Origin of the sequence: Ancylobacter tetraedralis, assembly GCF_014195655.1 — a bacterium.
GTDB lineage: Bacteria > Pseudomonadota > Alphaproteobacteria > Rhizobiales > Xanthobacteraceae > Ancylobacter > Ancylobacter tetraedralis.
On sequence record NZ_JACICD010000004.1, the window covers coordinates 186,462 to 202,623 of the forward strand.

Genomic DNA, 16,162 nt, shown 5'->3' on the forward strand with positions numbered 1-16,162 from the left:
GCGGTCAGATCGTCCGCAGCAGATCATGCACCGCCTGACCTATTCCATCCGCGCTGTGGCTTGCTTCAACCCGCTGCAGCGCCTTCGCGCGGATGGAGGTCCACAAGGGCTCGCTGCCATGGAGGCGGATGCAGGCCTGCGCCATATCCACCGGAGCATCCGCCACCAGTGCCTCCACGCCATCACGCCAGCCGAGTTGTTCGGCGAGCAGCGAGGTCATGACGATCGGCACGCCGGCCGAGGCGGCGTCGAGCACCTTCAGCGGAATGCCGGCGGCGAAGCGTGTGGGTGCCACGAAGACCCGTGCCTCCCGGTAGACGCTGGAGAGGTCATCGAGCGCGCCGAGCTTCACCACCCCATCGTCATTGGCGGGAATGTCGGCATGGGCGCGCCCTGCCAGCGTCAACCCCGCCTCGGGAAGGGCGCGACGCACCGAGGGCCATACGTGCTCGCTGAAGAAGCGGATGCTGTCCCCGTTGGGGGTTGAGGGATCGTAGATGGGGCCGACGAAGAGGAAGCCGCTGCGCGCGTGGAAGCTCGATGGCGTCGCCCGGTAGGTCGAGGCATAGCCGAGCACGCGCACGTCCTTGTGGCCGGCATTGCGGAAGATCGCCGCCTCCTGCCGGTTCACCGCCAGCACGACATCGGCATGGCGCACCAGCGCGAGTTCCCGGTTCATCTCCTCGTCGAGATCGGGGCCGTCGGCAAGGCCGAGCACCTTGCGCCGGACGCGCTCGCGGCTGGAGAACAGGGCCTCCGCATCATAGACCAGCCGCGCCCGCGGGCGCCGGCGCCCATTCCAGAGCGGCAGGAACCGCGCCATATTGTGGGGGCGCGAAATGATCACCATGTCGGCCTGGTGGGCCTGTTCGTGAAATGACCTTTCGAGGCTGGTGGAATCGGCATGGCTCCCCTCGGGCGAGGAGCCTCCGTTCGCGTTGGCCTCCGAGGCAGCCAGCACCCGCACGCGCGCGCCGGAGCGGGCGAGCATGGCGACGATCAGCGCCGCCCGCGGCTGACCCGCCCCCGCCCGCACATCGGGAACCGCGTCATCGACGAACAGCACGTCGGGCTGGCGAGCCGTCCTTCCGGCGAACGGCCATTTGATCTGCATTGACCCGCACTCCTCCCAACCGGGCGCCGCCGTACCGTAGGCGGGATGGGACTATACTGGCGATATGGGCAATTCAATGAGTAAACCGGCCCGGTGAGGCTATTGCCTGCAGAATGGAAGTTTTCAGATTTGGCTAATTTGCATACGAGATGTTTCCGAGTGTTTCCACAGTGGACGAGCGTGTCTTGAACCTTGAAGTCACTCGTCGGGAGCCGTCGGGAAAGGGCGCGATGTTTCCGAATGTTTCCTCGGCGGACGAGCGTGTCTTGAGCCTTGAAGTCACTCATCGGGATCGGCCGGGAAACGCATCCGCCGGCGCGGAACCTCAAGCCGATATCCCGGCCGGCGGTTCACGCGCCTGCCGCTTCGCCCTCCAGAAAGGCCTGCATCCGCGGGCAGATGAAATCGAGGAAGGTCCGCACGCGGTGTGGCAGGCGCGGTCCGCCGAGATAGAGCGCGTGGATCGGTTCGTCATCGCCCACCATCGCCTCGGACAGCACCTCGACCAGACGGCCGGCGGTGATATCGGGACGCGCGTGATAGTCGCCGAGTCGCGCCAGCCCGACGCCGGCGACTGCCATGCGCCGGACGGTCTCGCCATTATTGGCCAGAAGCGAGCCGCTGACGGCGCGGTCGACGATGCGCCCGCGCTCTTTCAACGGCCAGACCGGCGTGCTGCGACGGAAATTGAAGCCGAGGCAATTATGGTGGGCGAGTTCGTCGATCGTCCTCGGCTCGCCATGGCGACGCAGATAATCGGGAGACGCGACGATCTTGCGTCGGGGGGCGCCGATCCGGCGCGCGATCATGGTGGAATCCTGCAGCGGGCCGACGCGGAAGGCAATGTCGGTGCGGTCGAGATAGAGGTCGATGATCTCGTCCGAGAGCGAGACGTCCACCACGATGTTGGGATGAGCCTCCCAGAAGGCCGGCAGCAGCGGCTCCAGACCCAAAACCCCGAAGGCCACCGAGACGTTCACCCGTATCGTGCCGCCGGCCGTGGCCGCGCCGCGCGACAGGCCCTTCTCCAGCTCATCCAGCTCGCCGATCAGGGCGAGGCTTTTCTCGTAATAGATCTGTCCCTCCGTGGTGAGCGACAGGCGGCGTGTGGAGCGCTCCAGCAGGCGCACGCCGAGCCGGGTCTCGATGCGCCCGATGAGCTTGCTTACCGTGGACGGCGTCATCATCAGAAGGCGGGCGGCCTCGGAAAAATTGCCAACCTCGACCACCCGCAGGAAGACCTGCATCTCGCCTACGCGATTATCCATCTGCCGCCCTTGGCTGTGAAATGACTTCACAGATAATGCGGCGATCGCGGTGAACATCAAGGCGTGGAGCCCGGCCTCCCGCCTGCCACGCGGCGACATGCGGGATCCGCGGCGTGTAGATGGCGTTCGTGGTCGCTCCGCAGCGCGTGGCAGCCGCCCGGAGGAGGCGCGGGATCAGCGCGCCAGCTGCTCGCGCTGCTTCAGCAGTTCGTCGAGCTGCGCCTGCTGCTCGGAGATGCGCTCGGCGGCGCGGTCCTCGTCGGCGGCACCGGAATAGGCGGCAGCCTGCTCGGTGAGTTCCGAGAGGTTGGCGCGCAGGATGGCGATGCGTTCATCGAGCTCGATAAGCGTTGCGGCGTTCGGCATGGGAATGTCCTTATGTGCGGCCGATGCGATACGCGGCATCGGTCCGTTACCTGTCCCGCGGCGCGTCAGGTCGGAACCGCCGCCGCGCCGCGGCTTGATCGTCACAGCTTGAGCGCAATGCGATCCCTTGCATAGGCGCGGCCGGTTTTTTCCATGCGAAGCGGTAAAAGGGCCGTCCTCGCATGTGGATAGGCCGCGCCGGCGTCCGATGAGCGCTTACACCGAGCGGGTAAGTCCGCCGTCGACGCGGAGGTTCTGGCCGGTAATGTAGCCGGCCCCGTCCGATGCGAGGAAAGCGATGGTGGCGGCGATTTCCTCGCTCGTCCCATAGCGCTGCAGCGGCACGCTGGAGCGGCGCTCCTCGGTTGCGGGCAGGCTGTCGATCCAGCCTGGGAGAACATTGTTCATCCGCACGTTGTCGGGTGCATAGGTGTCGGCGAAGACCTTGGCATAGGCGGCCAGCCCGGCGCGGAACACGGCGGAGGTGGGGAACATGGCGCTCGGCTCGAAGGCCCAGGCGGTCGAGATATTGATGATCGTGCCCGACTTCTGGCCCTGCATGACCGGCGCGACCAGCCGGGTCGCGCGGATGACGTTCATCAGATAGGTGTCGAGGCCCTTGTGCCAGTCTTCGTCGGTGATCTCGATGATCTGGGCGCGCGGGCCGTGGCCGGCGCTGTTCACCAGCACGTCGATGCGGCCCCAGCGCGCGAGCGTGCCATCGACCAGACGCTTGAGATCCTCGTTGGACTGGTTGGAGCCGGTCACGCCATGGCCGCCGAGTTCCTCGGCCAGCGCCTCGCCCTTGCCGGAGGAGGAGAGGATGGCGACCTTGAAGCCGTCCGCCGCGAGCCGGCGCGCCGCCGCCGCGCCCATGCCGCTGCCGCCCGCGGTGATCAACGCCACTTTTTCGATCGACATTTCGGCCTCTTCTGAACCCTGGAAACATGCTTTCTGCGGTTTTCCTACGCCGGTTTTGGACGGATAGAAACCGGGATGGCACGGCGGCGCGCGCTTTCCCCATGGCGCGCAGTGGGGCCGCCATAGCCTCGGCGGGCCCGACGCCGGCTTGACAAGGCGCGCGCCGGTGCGCAGGCTTCGTGCATTCACCAGGGGGGTCCCGACACGGGGCTGAGATACTGCCAGGTGCGCTCCCTCGGGGGGCGTCGCGGCGCAGTGACCCGTTGAACCTGATCCAGTTCATACTGGCGTAGGGACGGTGCGGGTGCGTCGTGCGTGAGCGCGACCGGTTTTCCCCATGCGCGGGGACTCCTCCCAACATCTTCCCGTCAGAGCTGGGTCTCCATGCGTTTCGCGAGGAGCCTCGACCCATGACGACCCTTGAGACCACGACACCCGAGACGACGGTCGCGTCGATCCCGACCGTCACCACCGGGCCGCTGCCGGCTTCCACCAAGGTGTTCAAGCCCGGCACGCTGCACCCCGACATCCGCGTGCCGATGCGCGAGATCGCGGTGCATGCGAGCGCCGGGGAGCCGCCGGTGACGGTGTATGACGCCTCCGGCCCCTATACCGATCCATCCGCCCGCATCGTGCTGGAGCAGGGCCTGCCGCGTCTGCGCGCGCCCTGGATCGCGGCGCGCGGCGATGTCGCCGCCCAGGAGGGGCGCGAGGTGAAGCCGGCGGATAACGGCTTCGTCTCGGCCGAGCGACTGACCCCGGCCTTCCCGGTGCGGCACCGGCCCTTGCGGGCGACCGGTGGGCGGGCGGTGACGCAGCTGGCCTATGCCCGCGCCGGGATCATCACGCCGGAAATGGAGTTCGTCGCCATCCGCGAGAATCTCGGGCGCCAGCAGATGCAGGGCGCGCGCGAGCGCGATGGCGAGAGTTTCGGCGCGGCGATTCCCGATTTCGTCACGCCGGAATTCGTGCGCGAGGAGGTGGCGCGCGGGCGGGCGATCATTCCCGCCAATATCAACCATCCGGAAGCCGAGCCGATGGCGATCGGCCGCAACTTCCTCGTCAAGATCAACGCCAATATCGGCAATTCCGCCGTCACCTCCTCCATGGCGGAAGAGGTGGAAAAGATGGTGTGGGCGATCCGCTGGGGCGCCGACACGGTGATGGACCTCTCGACGGGCCGCAACATCCACAACATCCGCGACTGGATCCTGCGCAATTCCCCGGTGCCGATCGGCACCGTGCCGCTTTACCAGGCGCTGGAGAAGGTCGGTGGCATCGCCGAGGACCTCACCTGGGAGGTGTTTCGCGACACGCTGGTCGAGCAGGCCGAGCAGGGGGTGGACTATTTCACCATCCATGCCGGGGTGCGGCTCGCCTATATCCCGCTCACCGTCGACCGGGTGACCGGCATCGTCTCGCGTGGCGGCTCGATCCTGGCAAAATGGTGCCTCGCCCATCACCGCGAGAGCTTCCTCTACGAGCATTTCGCGGAGATCTGCGACATCTGCCGTGCCTATGACGTCTCGTTCTCGCTGGGCGACGGGCTGCGCCCCGGCTCCATCGCCGATGCCAATGACGCCGCGCAGTTCGCCGAGCTGGAAACGCTGGGCGAGCTCACGAAGATCGCCTGGGCGAAGGACTGCCAGGTGATGATCGAGGGCCCCGGCCATGTGCCAATGCACAAGATCAAGGCCAACATGGACAAGCAGCTGGCCATCTGCGGCGAAGCGCCGTTCTACACGCTCGGGCCGCTGACCACCGACATCGCGCCGGGCTATGACCACATCACCTCCGGCATCGGGGCGGCGATGATCGGCTGGTTCGGCACGGCGATGCTCTGCTACGTCACGCCCAAGGAGCATCTCGGCCTGCCCGATCGCAATGATGTGAAGACCGGCGTCATCACCTACCGCATCGCCGCCCATGCCGCCGACCTCGCCAAGGGCCATCCGGCGGCGCGGCTGCGCGACGACGCGCTGTCGCGCGCGCGCTTCGAGTTCCGCTGGGAGGACCAGTTCAACCTGTCGCTGGACCCGGAGACGGCGCGCGCCTTCCACGACGAGACGCTGCCGAAGGAGGCGCACAAGGTCGCGCATTTCTGCTCGATGTGCGGTCCGAAATTCTGCTCCATGCGCATCTCCCACGACATAAGGGCGGAAGCGCAGAAGGAGGGCATGGCGGCGATGGCGGCGAAATACCGCGAGGCCGGGCAGCTTTATCTGCCCGCGGGTTGAGAGCCGGGGCGGGCGGTTGCAGACGCCTCCCGCCCACGCTTGCAACGAAGGGCCAGCCTACCGACGAGGCGAAGGCTGGCCCGCAACCGGGCGCCGCGGAGCGTCAGCGCTTCAGCCGCTGGTATTCGCTCATCCGTTCGGCGAGATCGGCGGGCTGGGGCGTGTCGGATTCAACCGCGCCGCCGCTCATCTCAAGTGCGGCGACCGGCCAGAGCCGCTCCACAAGGGCTGGTATCTCATCCGACGGGACGGCCGCCATCTGGGCGTCGATCGCGCAGAGGGCACGCGCACGATGTTCCACATTGCTGTTCATCATCAAGCCTCCGTTCCGCCAGACAAGGGGCCGGCGCCACCGGGGAAGCTGCTCCGGCTCAGAGCTGGGCCTCAAAGGCACACCAGCAATCTGAAGTCAGCATAGCACCTGACCACCACTGTGGAATGCGCAATAGTGCACATAAAAGCGGATCGGGGAGGCTGCTGGATGTCCCGCGCCGGGACGGGATTCGACGAATCCGCTCGGCTCTTGTGCGAGGTGGATCACTCCCGCTTCCGGCGGTCCAGAAAAGGGTCTCGGATCAGCGCCCCTCGCGCGCCTGTGATCCGTGCGATGACCCTGCCGATGCGGCGGATTTTACCGCGGAACGGAGCCGGGGCTGATCCGTTGTCCTGCCAGGGAAACCAGCGGAGAAGGACTTTCGACATGGCAGACAATCAGAAGCAGCACGACGAACACCACGGCGAGACGGTTCATTCCGGCAATGAGCGCACGCGCGGAACGGATCGCAGGGGCGAGAGCGTCGAGGCGCAGCGCCGCGCGGCCGATCCGCAGCATAGCCAGACCGGCGCGGTGCATGGCCAGCAGGGCGGCCAGCACGACGAAACCGTTCAGGGCGCCAATGAGCGCACCCGCGATGGCGTGCGCCGGGAAGGCGACCGCTAGCACCACCCGATCCGTTCGCAACCGAGGCCGCCGCGAACAGGTTTGCGGCGGCCTCGCGCGTTCACGCCGCCCGCCGTCGGGCGTGAAGCGCCGTCATGCCTCGTCGCGCCAGATCACCCCGGGCCCTATATCCGCCAGCCTGGCGCAGCCGGTCAGCACCATGGCGATTTCCAGTTCGCAACGCAGCAGGTGCAGCACATGGGCGACGCCGGCCGGCCCTGCCACCGCGAGACCGTAGAGGCACGGCCGCCCCACCAGCACGGCCGCCGCGCCCAGCGCCAGCGCCTTGAGCACATCCGTGCCGCGCCGCACCCCGCCATCCATCAGCACCGGCACCCGGCCGGCCACCTGCCGCACCACGCCCGGCAGCGCCTCGATGCTCGCCGGGACGGTATCCAGCACCCGCCCGCCATGGTTGGAAACGATGAGCCCATCCGCCCCGTGCCGCAGCGCCAGCTCGGCATCCTCCGCCGTGAGTATGCCCTTGAGGAGGATCGGCATTCGCGTGAGCCCGCGCAGCCAGGCAATATCCTCCCAACGCACCGCGACATCGAGGAACCCGCGGAACATCAGGCTCTCGCCCAGCGCCGCCTCGGCGACATGGCGCGTGTGCAAACCGCGCAGATTCGCGTGCTGCGAGAGCTTGGGCGCACGGTAGCCGGCGCGCTGCTCGCGATTGCGCAGCGCGTGGATCGGGGCGTCCACCGTCACCACCAGCGCGCCATAGCCCGCCGCCTCGGCCCGGCGCAGCAGATCGGCGGTGAAGCCGCGATCGTGCTGGATGTAGAGCTGGAACCAGAGCGGCGCGGCCGAACGCCGGGCGACCCCGGCAATCTCCTCCAGCGTCACATCCGCCTCCGTGCTCACCACCATGCCGGCCCGAGCGCCGCCGGCACCGATGACACTGGCGATCTCGGCCTCGGGCAGGGCGAGCCCGTGATGGGCGGTGGGCGCCATGAGGATGGGGTGCTCGAAGTGCTGCCCAAACAGGTCGAGCCCGGTGCCGCCGCCGCGCGAGAAATCAGCCAGCACGCGCGGGCGCAGCTTCAGCCGCTCGAACGCCGCGCGGTTCCAGCGAATAGTGATCTCGTCCGCCGCGCCGCCGCTATAATAGGCATAGGCCTCGGGCGAAAGCCGCTCGCGGGCGATCGGCTCGTAATCCTCCACCGCCACCACGCCGGGCGGCACATCGAATTGTCTGGTCACGACCGCGTCGGACATCAACCCTCACTCGCTCCGGCCCTCGTACGCCCCGGTTCGACGCTCCCGCCGCGCTTCATAATCGCCTGAGCCGACACGTCCAGCGACAGCGAGGCCGCGAGCGCGCCAAGGGACGCGCCAAGGGGCGTACCAGAGGATTCGGCAATAGGCCCACCAACGGCGCATTAACCGGCTCCCGCTAGGCTGAATGCGCGAACCGGCGCACGATGGTGACACCACGGGAGCCCGCGCCGATCGGATGGCAGCGCAATCCGATCGGGTCACGCGGTCTCCATCAATCGCCTGGAGCCGGATCGACGTGCTCGGGACGCGACACGCCCACAGGAGCGGGGGATGGACGAGAACGACCGCCTTCGCGGCGAGACGCCGGCGCCCTCGCTGCGCGAGGCGATCCGCGCTGCCCGCATCGAAGCCGCCGAACGCTCGGGCGTGATCGTGGAGCTGCGCGATGCCAGCCTCGCGCGCCTCTCCATGCTCAACGAGATGCTCGACCCGATCTTCGCCGACGTGCCGCTGGAACATGCCGACCTGTTCGACCGTGGCCTGATGCCCGGCGAGACGCCGCGCCTGTTCATCGACATGGTGGCGCATGTCTGCCTCGCGCGCGACCGCCGCACCTACCGCTTCCTGCAGGACAGCCGCGCCGGGCGGCGGGTGCTGGTGGAGAGCGCCAATCCGCACGATGTCATCGACGCCGTCACCCGCTATGTCGCCCGCCGCCTCATCGCCCGCGAGCAGGCCATGGTGGCCGCCTTCTACCCGGCCGAGACCACGGGCGAGCCGCATCCCGCTCCCCATCACCCCACGCCGACGCCTGCCGCCCCGGCCCCCGCGCCCGGCCGACTCGCGATGTTCATCCTTGGCCTCGCCGCCGGCGCGCTCGGCGCCATCGGCGCGGCGGCGCTGCTCGGCGTCGAGGTCAGCCTCCGCTGAGGGCGGTGCTGAGCACGCGCACCGTACGCGTCTCGACCGCCGTGTCGCCGCTGCCGAAGCCGCGCGCCTCCAGCGTGCAGCGCCAGGGAAAGCGCGCATCCTCCACCCGCTCGATCCGGTAGAGATGATAGCCGCCCGGCCAGTGGCGATCTTCCGGCCCGGCGGCGAAGGAGGGCGCCTCCACCACCGGGATCAGCCCGCCATTCGGGCCCGGCAGCATCTCCACCATCTGCACATGATCATGACCGCAGATGACGAGTTCGGCCCCGTGCCGGGCGAGCAGGTCGCGCACCGCCTCGGCGTCGATCAGCCGCTTGTGGCCGGCGCGCTGGCCGCAGGGCGGGTGATGGATCAGCACCACGCGAAACAGCCCTTCCGCCGCCAGCCCGTCCAGCACATGGCCGAGCCGCTCGCGCTGGGCTTCCCCCACACGGCCGGTGGCCATGAAGGGATGGGTCGGCACCGCGGTCGACACGCCGACCAGCGCCACGCCGTTGCGCCGGCGGACGAAGGGAAAGGCGCTCTCCGCCGTGACGTCGGCATTCGCCCCGTCGCCGCGCATGTAGTCGCCCCAGTTCAGCAGCGCGTGGTGGGCGGTGGAGCGGATATAGGCGTCGTGATTGCCCGGCACCACGGTCACGTCGCGACCCTCGCCCAGCGTGCGCAGGAAGTTGAGCGCGGTGACATATTCGGCGGCGAGGCCGACATTGACGAGATCGCCGGTAACCGCGATGTGGTCGGGCGCCATCGCCTTGATGTCGGCCACCAGCAGGTCGATGGTGGCGATGTTGAAACGGCGCTGCCGGCCGCGTCGCCAGTTCAGCACGCCCAGCGCCCGCTTGCCGGCGAGCTCGGCGAAGCGCGCGCGCGGCAGCGGTCCCAGATGGGCGTCGGTGAGATGGGCGAGGACAAACACGGACAACTCCCTACCAGCCACGCCGCATCGATGGAATCGGCGTCGGCGCACGTGGCCGTACAAAAGCACATCGGCACGCGCCTCATCACCCGCCTCATGCACGGGTGGAGCCGGCTCTCCCGCGGGATGACGCTGGGAGTGAAGGGCGTGGTGATCCATCCGGCCGGCGAGATTCTGCTGGTTCGCCACACCTATGTGCCCGGCTGGCACCTGCCGGGCGGCGGTGTCGAGGTGGGCGAGACCGCCGAGCACGCCCTCGTCCGCGAACTCTCCGAGGAGGTGGCGGTGACGCTGATCGGGCCGCCGCGCCTGCACGGCCTGCTGCTCAACCTCAACCTCGCCCGCCGCGACCATGTGGCGGTCTTCGTGGTCGAGCATTTCGCGCAAGGGCGCCCCGACGTGCCGAATCGCGAGATCCGCGAGATCGGCTTCTTCGCCCCGCACGCCCTGCCCGAAGACACCACCGGCCCGACGCGCCGGCGCATCGCGGAAGTGCTCGGCGGCACGCCGCCGTCGCCGCATTGGTGAGGGCGACAGTGCGCCGGCACACCGCGAGGAAGGCCCCGCCGGCAAGGTCGCCAGGGGAAAGCGCGACGGATCGGCATCTGGCGCCTTGACACCGTCCGGCCCGGTTCCTTATATCGCGCCACTCTGCGAACCGGCCGCCGCGCCGGCTTGCCGTGGCGGGGTAGCTCAGCTGGTTAGAGCACGGGAATCATAATCCTGGGGTCGGGGGTTCAAGTCCCTCTCCCGCTACCAACACCCTCTCTCGGTCGCCCCAAAGCGTCTCGGCCGAGAGAGAAAGTCGAATATAATCAAACTCAATCCTATTTTGTCGTCCTAAGAACGCTCCCCCCAGTCCCAGCCCCTTGCGGGCAACAAAGTGGGAAACGGTGGTTCGAGGCGTTTCCGACAGGATCGACAAGCATCCCCCTCACCGACATCGCATGCCGAAACGCGCAGCCCTTTGAGAAAGCTCGCAGGCTCTCGGATCGGATGGATCGCGCCTGACCGTCGAGCCAAACGGATCAAAACTCTGGCACCTCGCCTGCCGATTCGACGGCAAAGAGAGGACGCTTTCATTCGGCGTCTATCCCGCAATCCGTCTGGCCACCGCGCGGGCGATGCGCGACAAGGCAAAACAGGTGCTTCGCGAGGGCTTCGACCCTGGCGCAAACAAGCACGCGGGCTCATTCGGCCACTCCTTTGAAACACCAGCCCGCGAGTGGTTTGAGGGACAGAAGGCGGCATGGGAGCCGGCGCATTTCGCCCGCGTAGCCTCGCGATTCGAGAATGACCGGTTCCCCGAGATTGGCTCGATGTACATCGGACAGATCGAGGCCTCCGACTGGCGATGCTGAAGACGGTCGAGGCCCGTGACGCGCTCGACGTAACCAAGCGCATTCGGCAATCCGTCGGCGCCTTGTTCCGCTACGGCGTCGCGAATGGATGGTGCAAGCGCGACCCTGCCGCCGATGTCAGCGATGCGCTTGCTGCGCGGCCGAAGGAAGTGATCGGAGCCAGTTGGAGCGAGATACCCTGGCCCGCGCGGCCTGGCCGGCCGGTTCGGTCAGCGCGAGGGTGGTGGCAAGCCGGGAGCGAATCAAGGTGGTGAGAGCCTCGGTGGAGATGCCGAGATCCCGATCCAGCCGCTCGAGACGGCGATCGATATGACGGAGGCGCCGGGGACGAGCGGACTCCCGGCGCATCCGGCCCACAGCGGGGAGGGCGGCCGAGGTAACGCGTCCATGACCCCTTTGTGTCGGCCCAGCCGTTGCCGAACCGATTGACGTCGATATGTCACGTGTAATATATAACAGGTAATCCTGAACTATCCGTTTCTGGCTGCCTGTCGGGGAAAACACGATGAAAATCAGCGCAATCGATGCGTTCGGCTATGCGCTCACTTACGCTCACGGTGAGTACGTCATGTCGAAAGGCCGCGCGGCCCAGAGCCAGGCATCGACGCTGGTCCGCATCCACACCGATAGCGGCCTCGAAGGCTGGGGTGAGAGCAGCACGCTCGGCGGCACCTATCTTCCCGCCTTCGCCGAGGGCACCCAAGCCGCGGTGCGGGTTCTCGCCCCTCATCTCATCGGGCTCGATCCGACCAACCTCTCGCAGCTTCACGCGGTGATGGACGCGGTGCTCCTCGGCCAGAACAGCGCGAAGAGCGCCCTCGACATCGCCTGCTGGGACATTCTGGGCAAAGTCGCCGGCCTGCCCATCGCCACCCTGCTCGGCGGCGTCACGCAGGACAGTTTTCCGCTCTATGAGGCGGTGCCGCTGGCATCTCCGGAGCAGATGGCCGATTTCGTCCGTATGCGGGGTGCGGCGGGCATCAGCCGCTTTCAGGTGAAGGTCGGAAACGATCCCTATGACGATGCCCGGCGCACCCGAGCGGTCGTCGCGGCCTGCCCCGAGGATGCCGTCATCATCGCCGACTCCAACGGAGGCTGGAACCCGCAGGCGGGTATCATCGCTGTGCGCGAACTTGCCGGCCTCAACATCTATGTCGAGCAGCCCTGCCGCGACACCGCCGATTGCGCCATCGTGCAGCGGATGAGCACCCTGCCGCTGGTGATGGACGAATCCGTCACCAACAGCGCGGAACTCTTTCGCGCCAAATACGAGGCCGGCGCGGGCTCGGTGAACATCAAGCTCGCGCGGCTCGGCGGAATCACTGGCGCGGCGCGCATGCGAGCACAGGCGCAGGATCTCGGCATGACGATGTGCATCGAGGATGTGTGGGGTGGCGACGTCACCACCGCCGCCGTCGCCCATGTCGCCGCCAGTACCCAGCCGGAAGCGCTGCTGCACGCCTCGTTCTTCAATGACTGGACGAAAGAACACATAGCTGGCTATGCGCCGCGTTCGGAGCGAGGGCGCGGCCGCGCGCCGACTGGCCCGGGCCTCGGCATCCACGTCGACACCGGCGCGCTGGGGCCGGCGCTGTTCGAGGTGACGCGTCCATGAGCTCCCCCTTCGACCTTCCCGCCAGCGCCCGCGCATGGCTCCAGCGTGCCGACCGGCAGGTGCTGGTGGCGGTGGATTCGCACACCGCCGGCAATCCGACCCGCATCGTGCTGTCCGGCATCGACCTGCCCGCGCCGATGGGCGTCGACGCGGCGCGGACCTGGCTGCGCGAGCATGCGGACCACTGGCGCCGCCGGCTGGTGCACGAGCCGCGCGGGGGCGGGCTGACCTGCGCGGTTTTGCCGATAGCGACACGCGAGGACGACTGCGACATCGGCGCGGTCATCCTGGAGCCGGGATCCTACCCGCCCATGTGCGGCCATTGCATGATCGGCTTCGCCTCGGTGATCGTCGAACTCGGCCTGCTGCCGGACCTGCGGCCGCCGGAAGCGGGCGATGTGAGCTTTCTCATCCGCACCCCGGCCGGACCGGTGGGCGCGACGGCGCGTATGGAGGCCGGGCGCCTGTCCGCCATCACGCTGACCAATGTGGAATCCTTCGTCGTATCGGCGGGCCCGTGCCATGTCGAAGGCAGGACGGTGCCGGTCGAACTGCTCTATGGCGGCGATTACTATATCAGCGTCGATGCCGACCGCATCGGCTTCTCGCTGGAGCGCGACAACGCGACGGAAATCGTGCGTTTCGCGCGCCAGCTCAAGGCCGCCTACACACGCGAAGTGGTGCTCGACCCGCTGACCGACGCGATCCTCGACGTCTATCAGGTGCTTTTCTATCGCCGCGATCCGCACGCCGCACGGCAGGCTCAGATCGTGGTGGTCGCCCCGCCCGGCGTCATCGATCGGTCCCCCTGCGGCACCGGGTCGAGCGCGCTGTTCGCCAAATTCGTCACGGACGGGCTCATCGGGGCCGATGAGGTGCTCACCACGCAGAGCATCATCGGCTCGACCTTCACGGTCGCGGCCGCCACGGTGCGCCGCGAGGAGGGGCGCCTCTACGTCACGCCGCTGCTTACCGGCAGCGCCCATATCAATGGTTTTCTGACCATCGCCGCCGACAGTGCGGACGACCTCGCCGATGGTTTTGCCCCGCTTTGAATCGATATCACAGGAGAAGAGAATGGCCCTGAAGGGTGTACTTTCGGCAATCGTCACTCCGTTCACGCCCGATGGCGAGCAGATCGACGAGGCGGCGCTGCGCAATCTCATCGACTGGAACATCGCCGACGGCATTGACGGCTTCGTTCCGGCGGGCGGCACGGGCGAGTTTTCCGTGCTGTCGCACCAGGAACGGTTGCGGCTGGTGGAGATCGTGGTCGAGCAGACCGCCGGGCGCGCCACGGTGCTCGCCCATACCGGCGCGACCTCCTCGCGCGAGGCGATCGCCTTTTCTCGCCATGCCGAGAAAGTCGGTGCCACCGCGATCATGCTGGCGACGCCCTATTACGAGCCGATCGGCTATCGGGAGGCCTTCGCCTATTACGCCGCCGTCGCCGACGCGACCAGCCTGCCGATCTGCGCCTATAATTTCCCGCCGGCGACCGGTCTTCACCTCGATGTCGATTTCCTCGTCAAGCTGGCGACGGAAATCCCGCAGGTGACGTTCGTGAAGGATTCGTCCGCGAATATCGCGCAGATGAACACGCTGCTCTCCGACTACAGCGACCGGATCGGCTTCCTCAACGGCGAGGATGTCCTCATGCTGCCGGCCTTGATGATGAAGGCGCCGGGCATGGTGATGGGCGTGGCCAACTTCATGGCGCCGGCCCTCATCAAGGCGCAGACCGCGATGGAAGCCGGCGACGACGCGACAGCCGTGGCGATCTGGCGCCAGATCAACCCGGTCGTGCGCATCCTCGGCAACGCATCCTACAACAGCGGCATCAAGGCGGCCTGCGAACTGCTCGGGCTGCCGGTGGGCCAGGTTCGCGCGCCCATCCAGCCCTATAGCGAGGACCAGACCGCCGCGCTCAAGGCCGCGCTGCAGTTGCTGGATCCCTCCTTCCTGACGGCCGCGTCCCGCTGACCGGTTCCGGGCCGGCTGACAGGCCCGGCCCCTTCTCGCCACGCCGAACACCCACCCGCGGGCGCCGCACGCCGAGCCCGCGGGTTTTTTTGTCAGCGCGCATCCCGGAAAGCCGGTCGCCGTTGGTGTGCGGAAAGCGCGCACCCAAAAAAACACGCCTGTCCGGTAAACGGGCGTTACCGGACAGGCGTGGGGGCTCTTGCGACAGGCCGTCGCGTCTCAGGCGGCGCGATATTCCTGAATCCCGCCCTGCTGGCTCCACTCGGCGTACCAGGCGTCGAACAGCTTCAGCTGGCTCTCGGCAAAGCCGCGCTGGCTGGGCGAGAGCGCGTCGGTCGCGTTGAAGTGGAGGGCGTATTCGGCCTTGCCCTTCAGCGTCATCAGATACTTGAAATAGAGCACGAGGTCGGGACCCTCGTCGAAGGTGGAGAGGACGGCCAGCGCCTGCTCAAGCTCCCGCGCCCGCAGGCGGGCCTGCGCGTCGCCTTTCGCCGCGGCATGCGCCAGGGCGCACAGGTGCAGCACCTCGCGCGGCAGCACGTTGCCGATGCCGGTGATGGCTCCGGTGGCGCCGCAATTGACGATGCCGTGCACCACGGCCGTATCGACGCCTACCATCAGCGCGACATCGTCATCCTGGCTGGTGATGAATTCGGCGGCATAGCTCAGCGAATCGACGCCGCCGAATTCCTTGAAGCCGACGAGGTTGGCGTGCTCCGCGCGCAGGGCGAAGAACAGCTCGGCCCGCGTCTGGAAGCCATAATACGGGCTGTTGTAGATGACGGCGGGAATAGCGGGCGCGGCGTCGAGAATGGCCTTGAAGTGGTTGCGCTGGGCCAGCGGCGACGAGCCGCGCGACAGCACGCGCGGAATCACCATCAATCCCTGCGCGCCCACACGCTGCGCATGCGCGGCGAGCGCCACGGCTGAGGCGGTATTGATGGCGCCTGTCCCGACCACGACGGGGATCCCGGCCTGCACCAGCCGCTCCACGCCTTCCATGCGCTGCCCGTCGGTGAGCAGCGGCCAGTCGCCCATGGACCCGCAATAGATCACCGCGGACATGCCGTGCGCGATCATGTCCTGCCCCTGGCGGACGAGGGCATCGAAATCAGGAAGCCGATCGCCCGTGCACGGGGTCATCAGCGCCGGCATGCAGCCGGAAAAAACGTTGGCCGTCATAGTAAACTCTCCCTTAGTGGCGGCACTCGGTCGTCATCGTAGCCAAGATCGGCCGCCATCCGTCGATAGGACCCAGCATCGGACGCTGCCGAATGGTTGGCTTCC

At 67.5% G+C, this 16,162-nt stretch carries 15 protein-coding genes, 1 tRNA gene, 1 pseudogene and 1 riboswitch; of the genes and pseudogenes, 9 read left to right on the forward strand and 8 right to left on the reverse strand.

All coding sequences use genetic code 11. The annotated features are described in order from the left end of the window. Nucleotides 1-4: 4 nt before the first annotated feature. From FHS55_RS11890 to FHS55_RS11905, 4 genes are all read right to left on the reverse strand, one after another. Entirely contained in the window at nucleotides 5-1,114 is a 1,110-nt protein-coding gene (locus FHS55_RS11890) for a glycosyltransferase (protein ID WP_183189972.1), read from the reverse strand. A gap of 350 nt (nucleotides 1,115-1,464) precedes the next feature. After that, on the reverse strand, nucleotides 1,465-2,382 hold the full coding sequence (locus FHS55_RS11895; RefSeq protein WP_183189973.1) for a LysR family transcriptional regulator: 918 nt from the start codon (nucleotides 2,380-2,382) through the stop codon (nucleotides 1,465-1,467). A gap of 174 nt (nucleotides 2,383-2,556) precedes the next feature. Next, complete coding sequence (locus FHS55_RS11900; RefSeq protein WP_183189974.1) at nucleotides 2,557-2,748, reverse strand: hypothetical protein; 192 nt, start codon at nucleotides 2,746-2,748, stop codon at nucleotides 2,557-2,559. Between the two features lie 216 nt (nucleotides 2,749-2,964). Next, a complete protein-coding gene (locus FHS55_RS11905; protein WP_183189975.1) occupies nucleotides 2,965-3,669 on the reverse strand; it encodes an SDR family oxidoreductase in 705 nt (234 codons plus the stop codon). A 180-nt stretch (nucleotides 3,670-3,849) separates the two neighbouring features. Next, a riboswitch (TPP riboswitch) is annotated at nucleotides 3,850-3,983 on the forward strand. 96 nt (nucleotides 3,984-4,079) lie between these two features. Here FHS55_RS11905 and thiC point away from each other — a divergent pair. Next, nucleotides 4,080-5,906, forward strand: coding sequence for a phosphomethylpyrimidine synthase ThiC (thiC, locus tag FHS55_RS11910; RefSeq protein ID WP_183189976.1), 1,827 nt, complete (start codon nucleotides 4,080-4,082; stop codon nucleotides 5,904-5,906). A 103-nt stretch (nucleotides 5,907-6,009) separates the two neighbouring features. On the opposite strand, the gene FHS55_RS11915 is transcribed toward thiC, so the two are convergent. Then, entirely contained in the window at nucleotides 6,010-6,222 is a 213-nt protein-coding gene (locus FHS55_RS11915) for a hypothetical protein (protein ID WP_246340082.1), read from the reverse strand. A 384-nt stretch (nucleotides 6,223-6,606) separates the two neighbouring features. Here FHS55_RS11915 and FHS55_RS11920 point away from each other — a divergent pair, with 384 nt between their 5' ends. Next, entirely contained in the window at nucleotides 6,607-6,846 is a 240-nt protein-coding gene (locus FHS55_RS11920) for a hypothetical protein (RefSeq protein WP_183189977.1), read from the forward strand. Nucleotides 6,847-6,939: 93 nt separating this feature from the next. On the opposite strand, the gene FHS55_RS11925 is transcribed toward FHS55_RS11920, so the two are convergent. Continuing rightward, a complete protein-coding gene (locus tag FHS55_RS11925; protein ID WP_183189978.1) occupies nucleotides 6,940-8,067 on the reverse strand; it encodes an alpha-hydroxy acid oxidase in 1,128 nt (375 codons plus the stop codon). Nucleotides 8,068-8,400: 333 nt separating this feature from the next. On the opposite strand from FHS55_RS11925, the gene FHS55_RS11930 reads away from it, so the two are divergent. Then, the gene (locus FHS55_RS11930) at nucleotides 8,401-9,000 is read left to right on the forward strand and encodes a hypothetical protein (protein WP_183189979.1); all 600 of its coding nucleotides are present in this window, start codon (nucleotides 8,401-8,403) and stop codon (nucleotides 8,998-9,000) included. On the opposite strand, the gene FHS55_RS11935 is transcribed toward FHS55_RS11930, so the two are convergent. Next, nucleotides 8,987-9,916 (reverse strand): metallophosphoesterase, encoded by a 930-nt coding sequence (locus FHS55_RS11935; protein ID WP_183189980.1) that lies wholly within the window; start codon nucleotides 9,914-9,916, stop codon nucleotides 8,987-8,989. The two genes, FHS55_RS11930 and FHS55_RS11935, sit on opposite strands and share 14 nt — an antisense overlap. A 30-nt stretch (nucleotides 9,917-9,946) precedes the next feature. On the opposite strand from FHS55_RS11935, the gene FHS55_RS11940 reads away from it, so the two are divergent. From FHS55_RS11940 to FHS55_RS11965, 6 genes and pseudogenes are all read left to right on the forward strand, one after another. Then, nucleotides 9,947-10,444 (forward strand): NUDIX domain-containing protein, encoded by a 498-nt coding sequence (locus FHS55_RS11940; protein ID WP_183189981.1) that lies wholly within the window; start codon nucleotides 9,947-9,949, stop codon nucleotides 10,442-10,444. A 154-nt stretch (nucleotides 10,445-10,598) separates the two neighbouring features. Then, nucleotides 10,599-10,675 (forward strand) — tRNA-Met (locus FHS55_RS11945). A gap of 248 nt (nucleotides 10,676-10,923) precedes the next feature. Further along, nucleotides 10,924-11,531, forward strand: a pseudogene (locus FHS55_RS23920) (tyrosine-type recombinase/integrase). Between the two features lie 251 nt (nucleotides 11,532-11,782). Next, entirely contained in the window at nucleotides 11,783-12,892 is a 1,110-nt protein-coding gene (locus FHS55_RS11955; RefSeq protein ID WP_183189982.1) for a mandelate racemase/muconate lactonizing enzyme family protein, read from the forward strand. Beyond that, on the forward strand, nucleotides 12,889-13,947 hold the full coding sequence (locus tag FHS55_RS11960; protein ID WP_183189983.1) for a proline racemase family protein: 1,059 nt from the start codon (nucleotides 12,889-12,891) through the stop codon (nucleotides 13,945-13,947). The genes FHS55_RS11955 and FHS55_RS11960 overlap by 4 nt, the downstream gene beginning before the upstream one ends. Nucleotides 13,948-13,969: 22 nt before the next feature. Then, a complete protein-coding gene (locus FHS55_RS11965) occupies nucleotides 13,970-14,875 on the forward strand; it encodes a dihydrodipicolinate synthase family protein (protein ID WP_183189984.1) in 906 nt (301 codons plus the stop codon). A 219-nt stretch (nucleotides 14,876-15,094) separates the two neighbouring features. On the opposite strand, the gene FHS55_RS11970 is transcribed toward FHS55_RS11965, so the two are convergent. Further along, on the reverse strand, nucleotides 15,095-16,057 hold the full coding sequence (locus FHS55_RS11970; RefSeq protein ID WP_183189985.1) for a dihydrodipicolinate synthase family protein: 963 nt from the start codon (nucleotides 16,055-16,057) through the stop codon (nucleotides 15,095-15,097). Nucleotides 16,058-16,162: the final 105 nt, after the last annotated feature.

Bases quoted from the DNA above. Each gene is read 5' to 3' on its own strand.
- FHS55_RS11890 (WP_183189972.1), bottom strand. From the start codon at position 1,114: ATGCAGATCAAATGGCCGTTCGCCGGAAGGACGGCTCGCCAGCCCGAC.
- FHS55_RS11895 (WP_183189973.1), bottom strand. From the start codon at position 2,382: ATGGATAATCGCGTAGGCGAGATGCAGGTCTTCCTGCGGGTGGTCGAG.
- FHS55_RS11900 (WP_183189974.1), bottom strand. From the start codon at position 2,748: ATGCCGAACGCCGCAACGCTTATCGAGCTCGATGAACGCATCGCCATC.
- FHS55_RS11905 (WP_183189975.1), bottom strand. From the start codon at position 3,669: ATGTCGATCGAAAAAGTGGCGTTGATCACCGCGGGCGGCAGCGGCATG.
- thiC (WP_183189976.1), top strand. From the start codon at position 4,080: ATGACGACCCTTGAGACCACGACACCCGAGACGACGGTCGCGTCGATC.
- FHS55_RS11915 (WP_246340082.1), bottom strand. From the start codon at position 6,222: ATGATGAACAGCAATGTGGAACATCGTGCGCGTGCCCTCTGCGCGATC.
- FHS55_RS11920 (WP_183189977.1), top strand. From the start codon at position 6,607: ATGGCAGACAATCAGAAGCAGCACGACGAACACCACGGCGAGACGGTT.
- FHS55_RS11925 (WP_183189978.1), bottom strand. From the start codon at position 8,067: ATGTCCGACGCGGTCGTGACCAGACAATTCGATGTGCCGCCCGGCGTG.
- FHS55_RS11930 (WP_183189979.1), top strand. From the start codon at position 8,401: ATGGACGAGAACGACCGCCTTCGCGGCGAGACGCCGGCGCCCTCGCTG.
- FHS55_RS11940 (WP_183189981.1), top strand. From the start codon at position 9,947: ATGGAATCGGCGTCGGCGCACGTGGCCGTACAAAAGCACATCGGCACG.
- FHS55_RS11955 (WP_183189982.1), top strand. From the start codon at position 11,783: ATGAAAATCAGCGCAATCGATGCGTTCGGCTATGCGCTCACTTACGCT.
- FHS55_RS11960 (WP_183189983.1), top strand. From the start codon at position 12,889: ATGAGCTCCCCCTTCGACCTTCCCGCCAGCGCCCGCGCATGGCTCCAG.
- FHS55_RS11965 (WP_183189984.1), top strand. From the start codon at position 13,970: ATGGCCCTGAAGGGTGTACTTTCGGCAATCGTCACTCCGTTCACGCCC.
- FHS55_RS11970 (WP_183189985.1), bottom strand. From the start codon at position 16,057: ATGACGGCCAACGTTTTTTCCGGCTGCATGCCGGCGCTGATGACCCCG.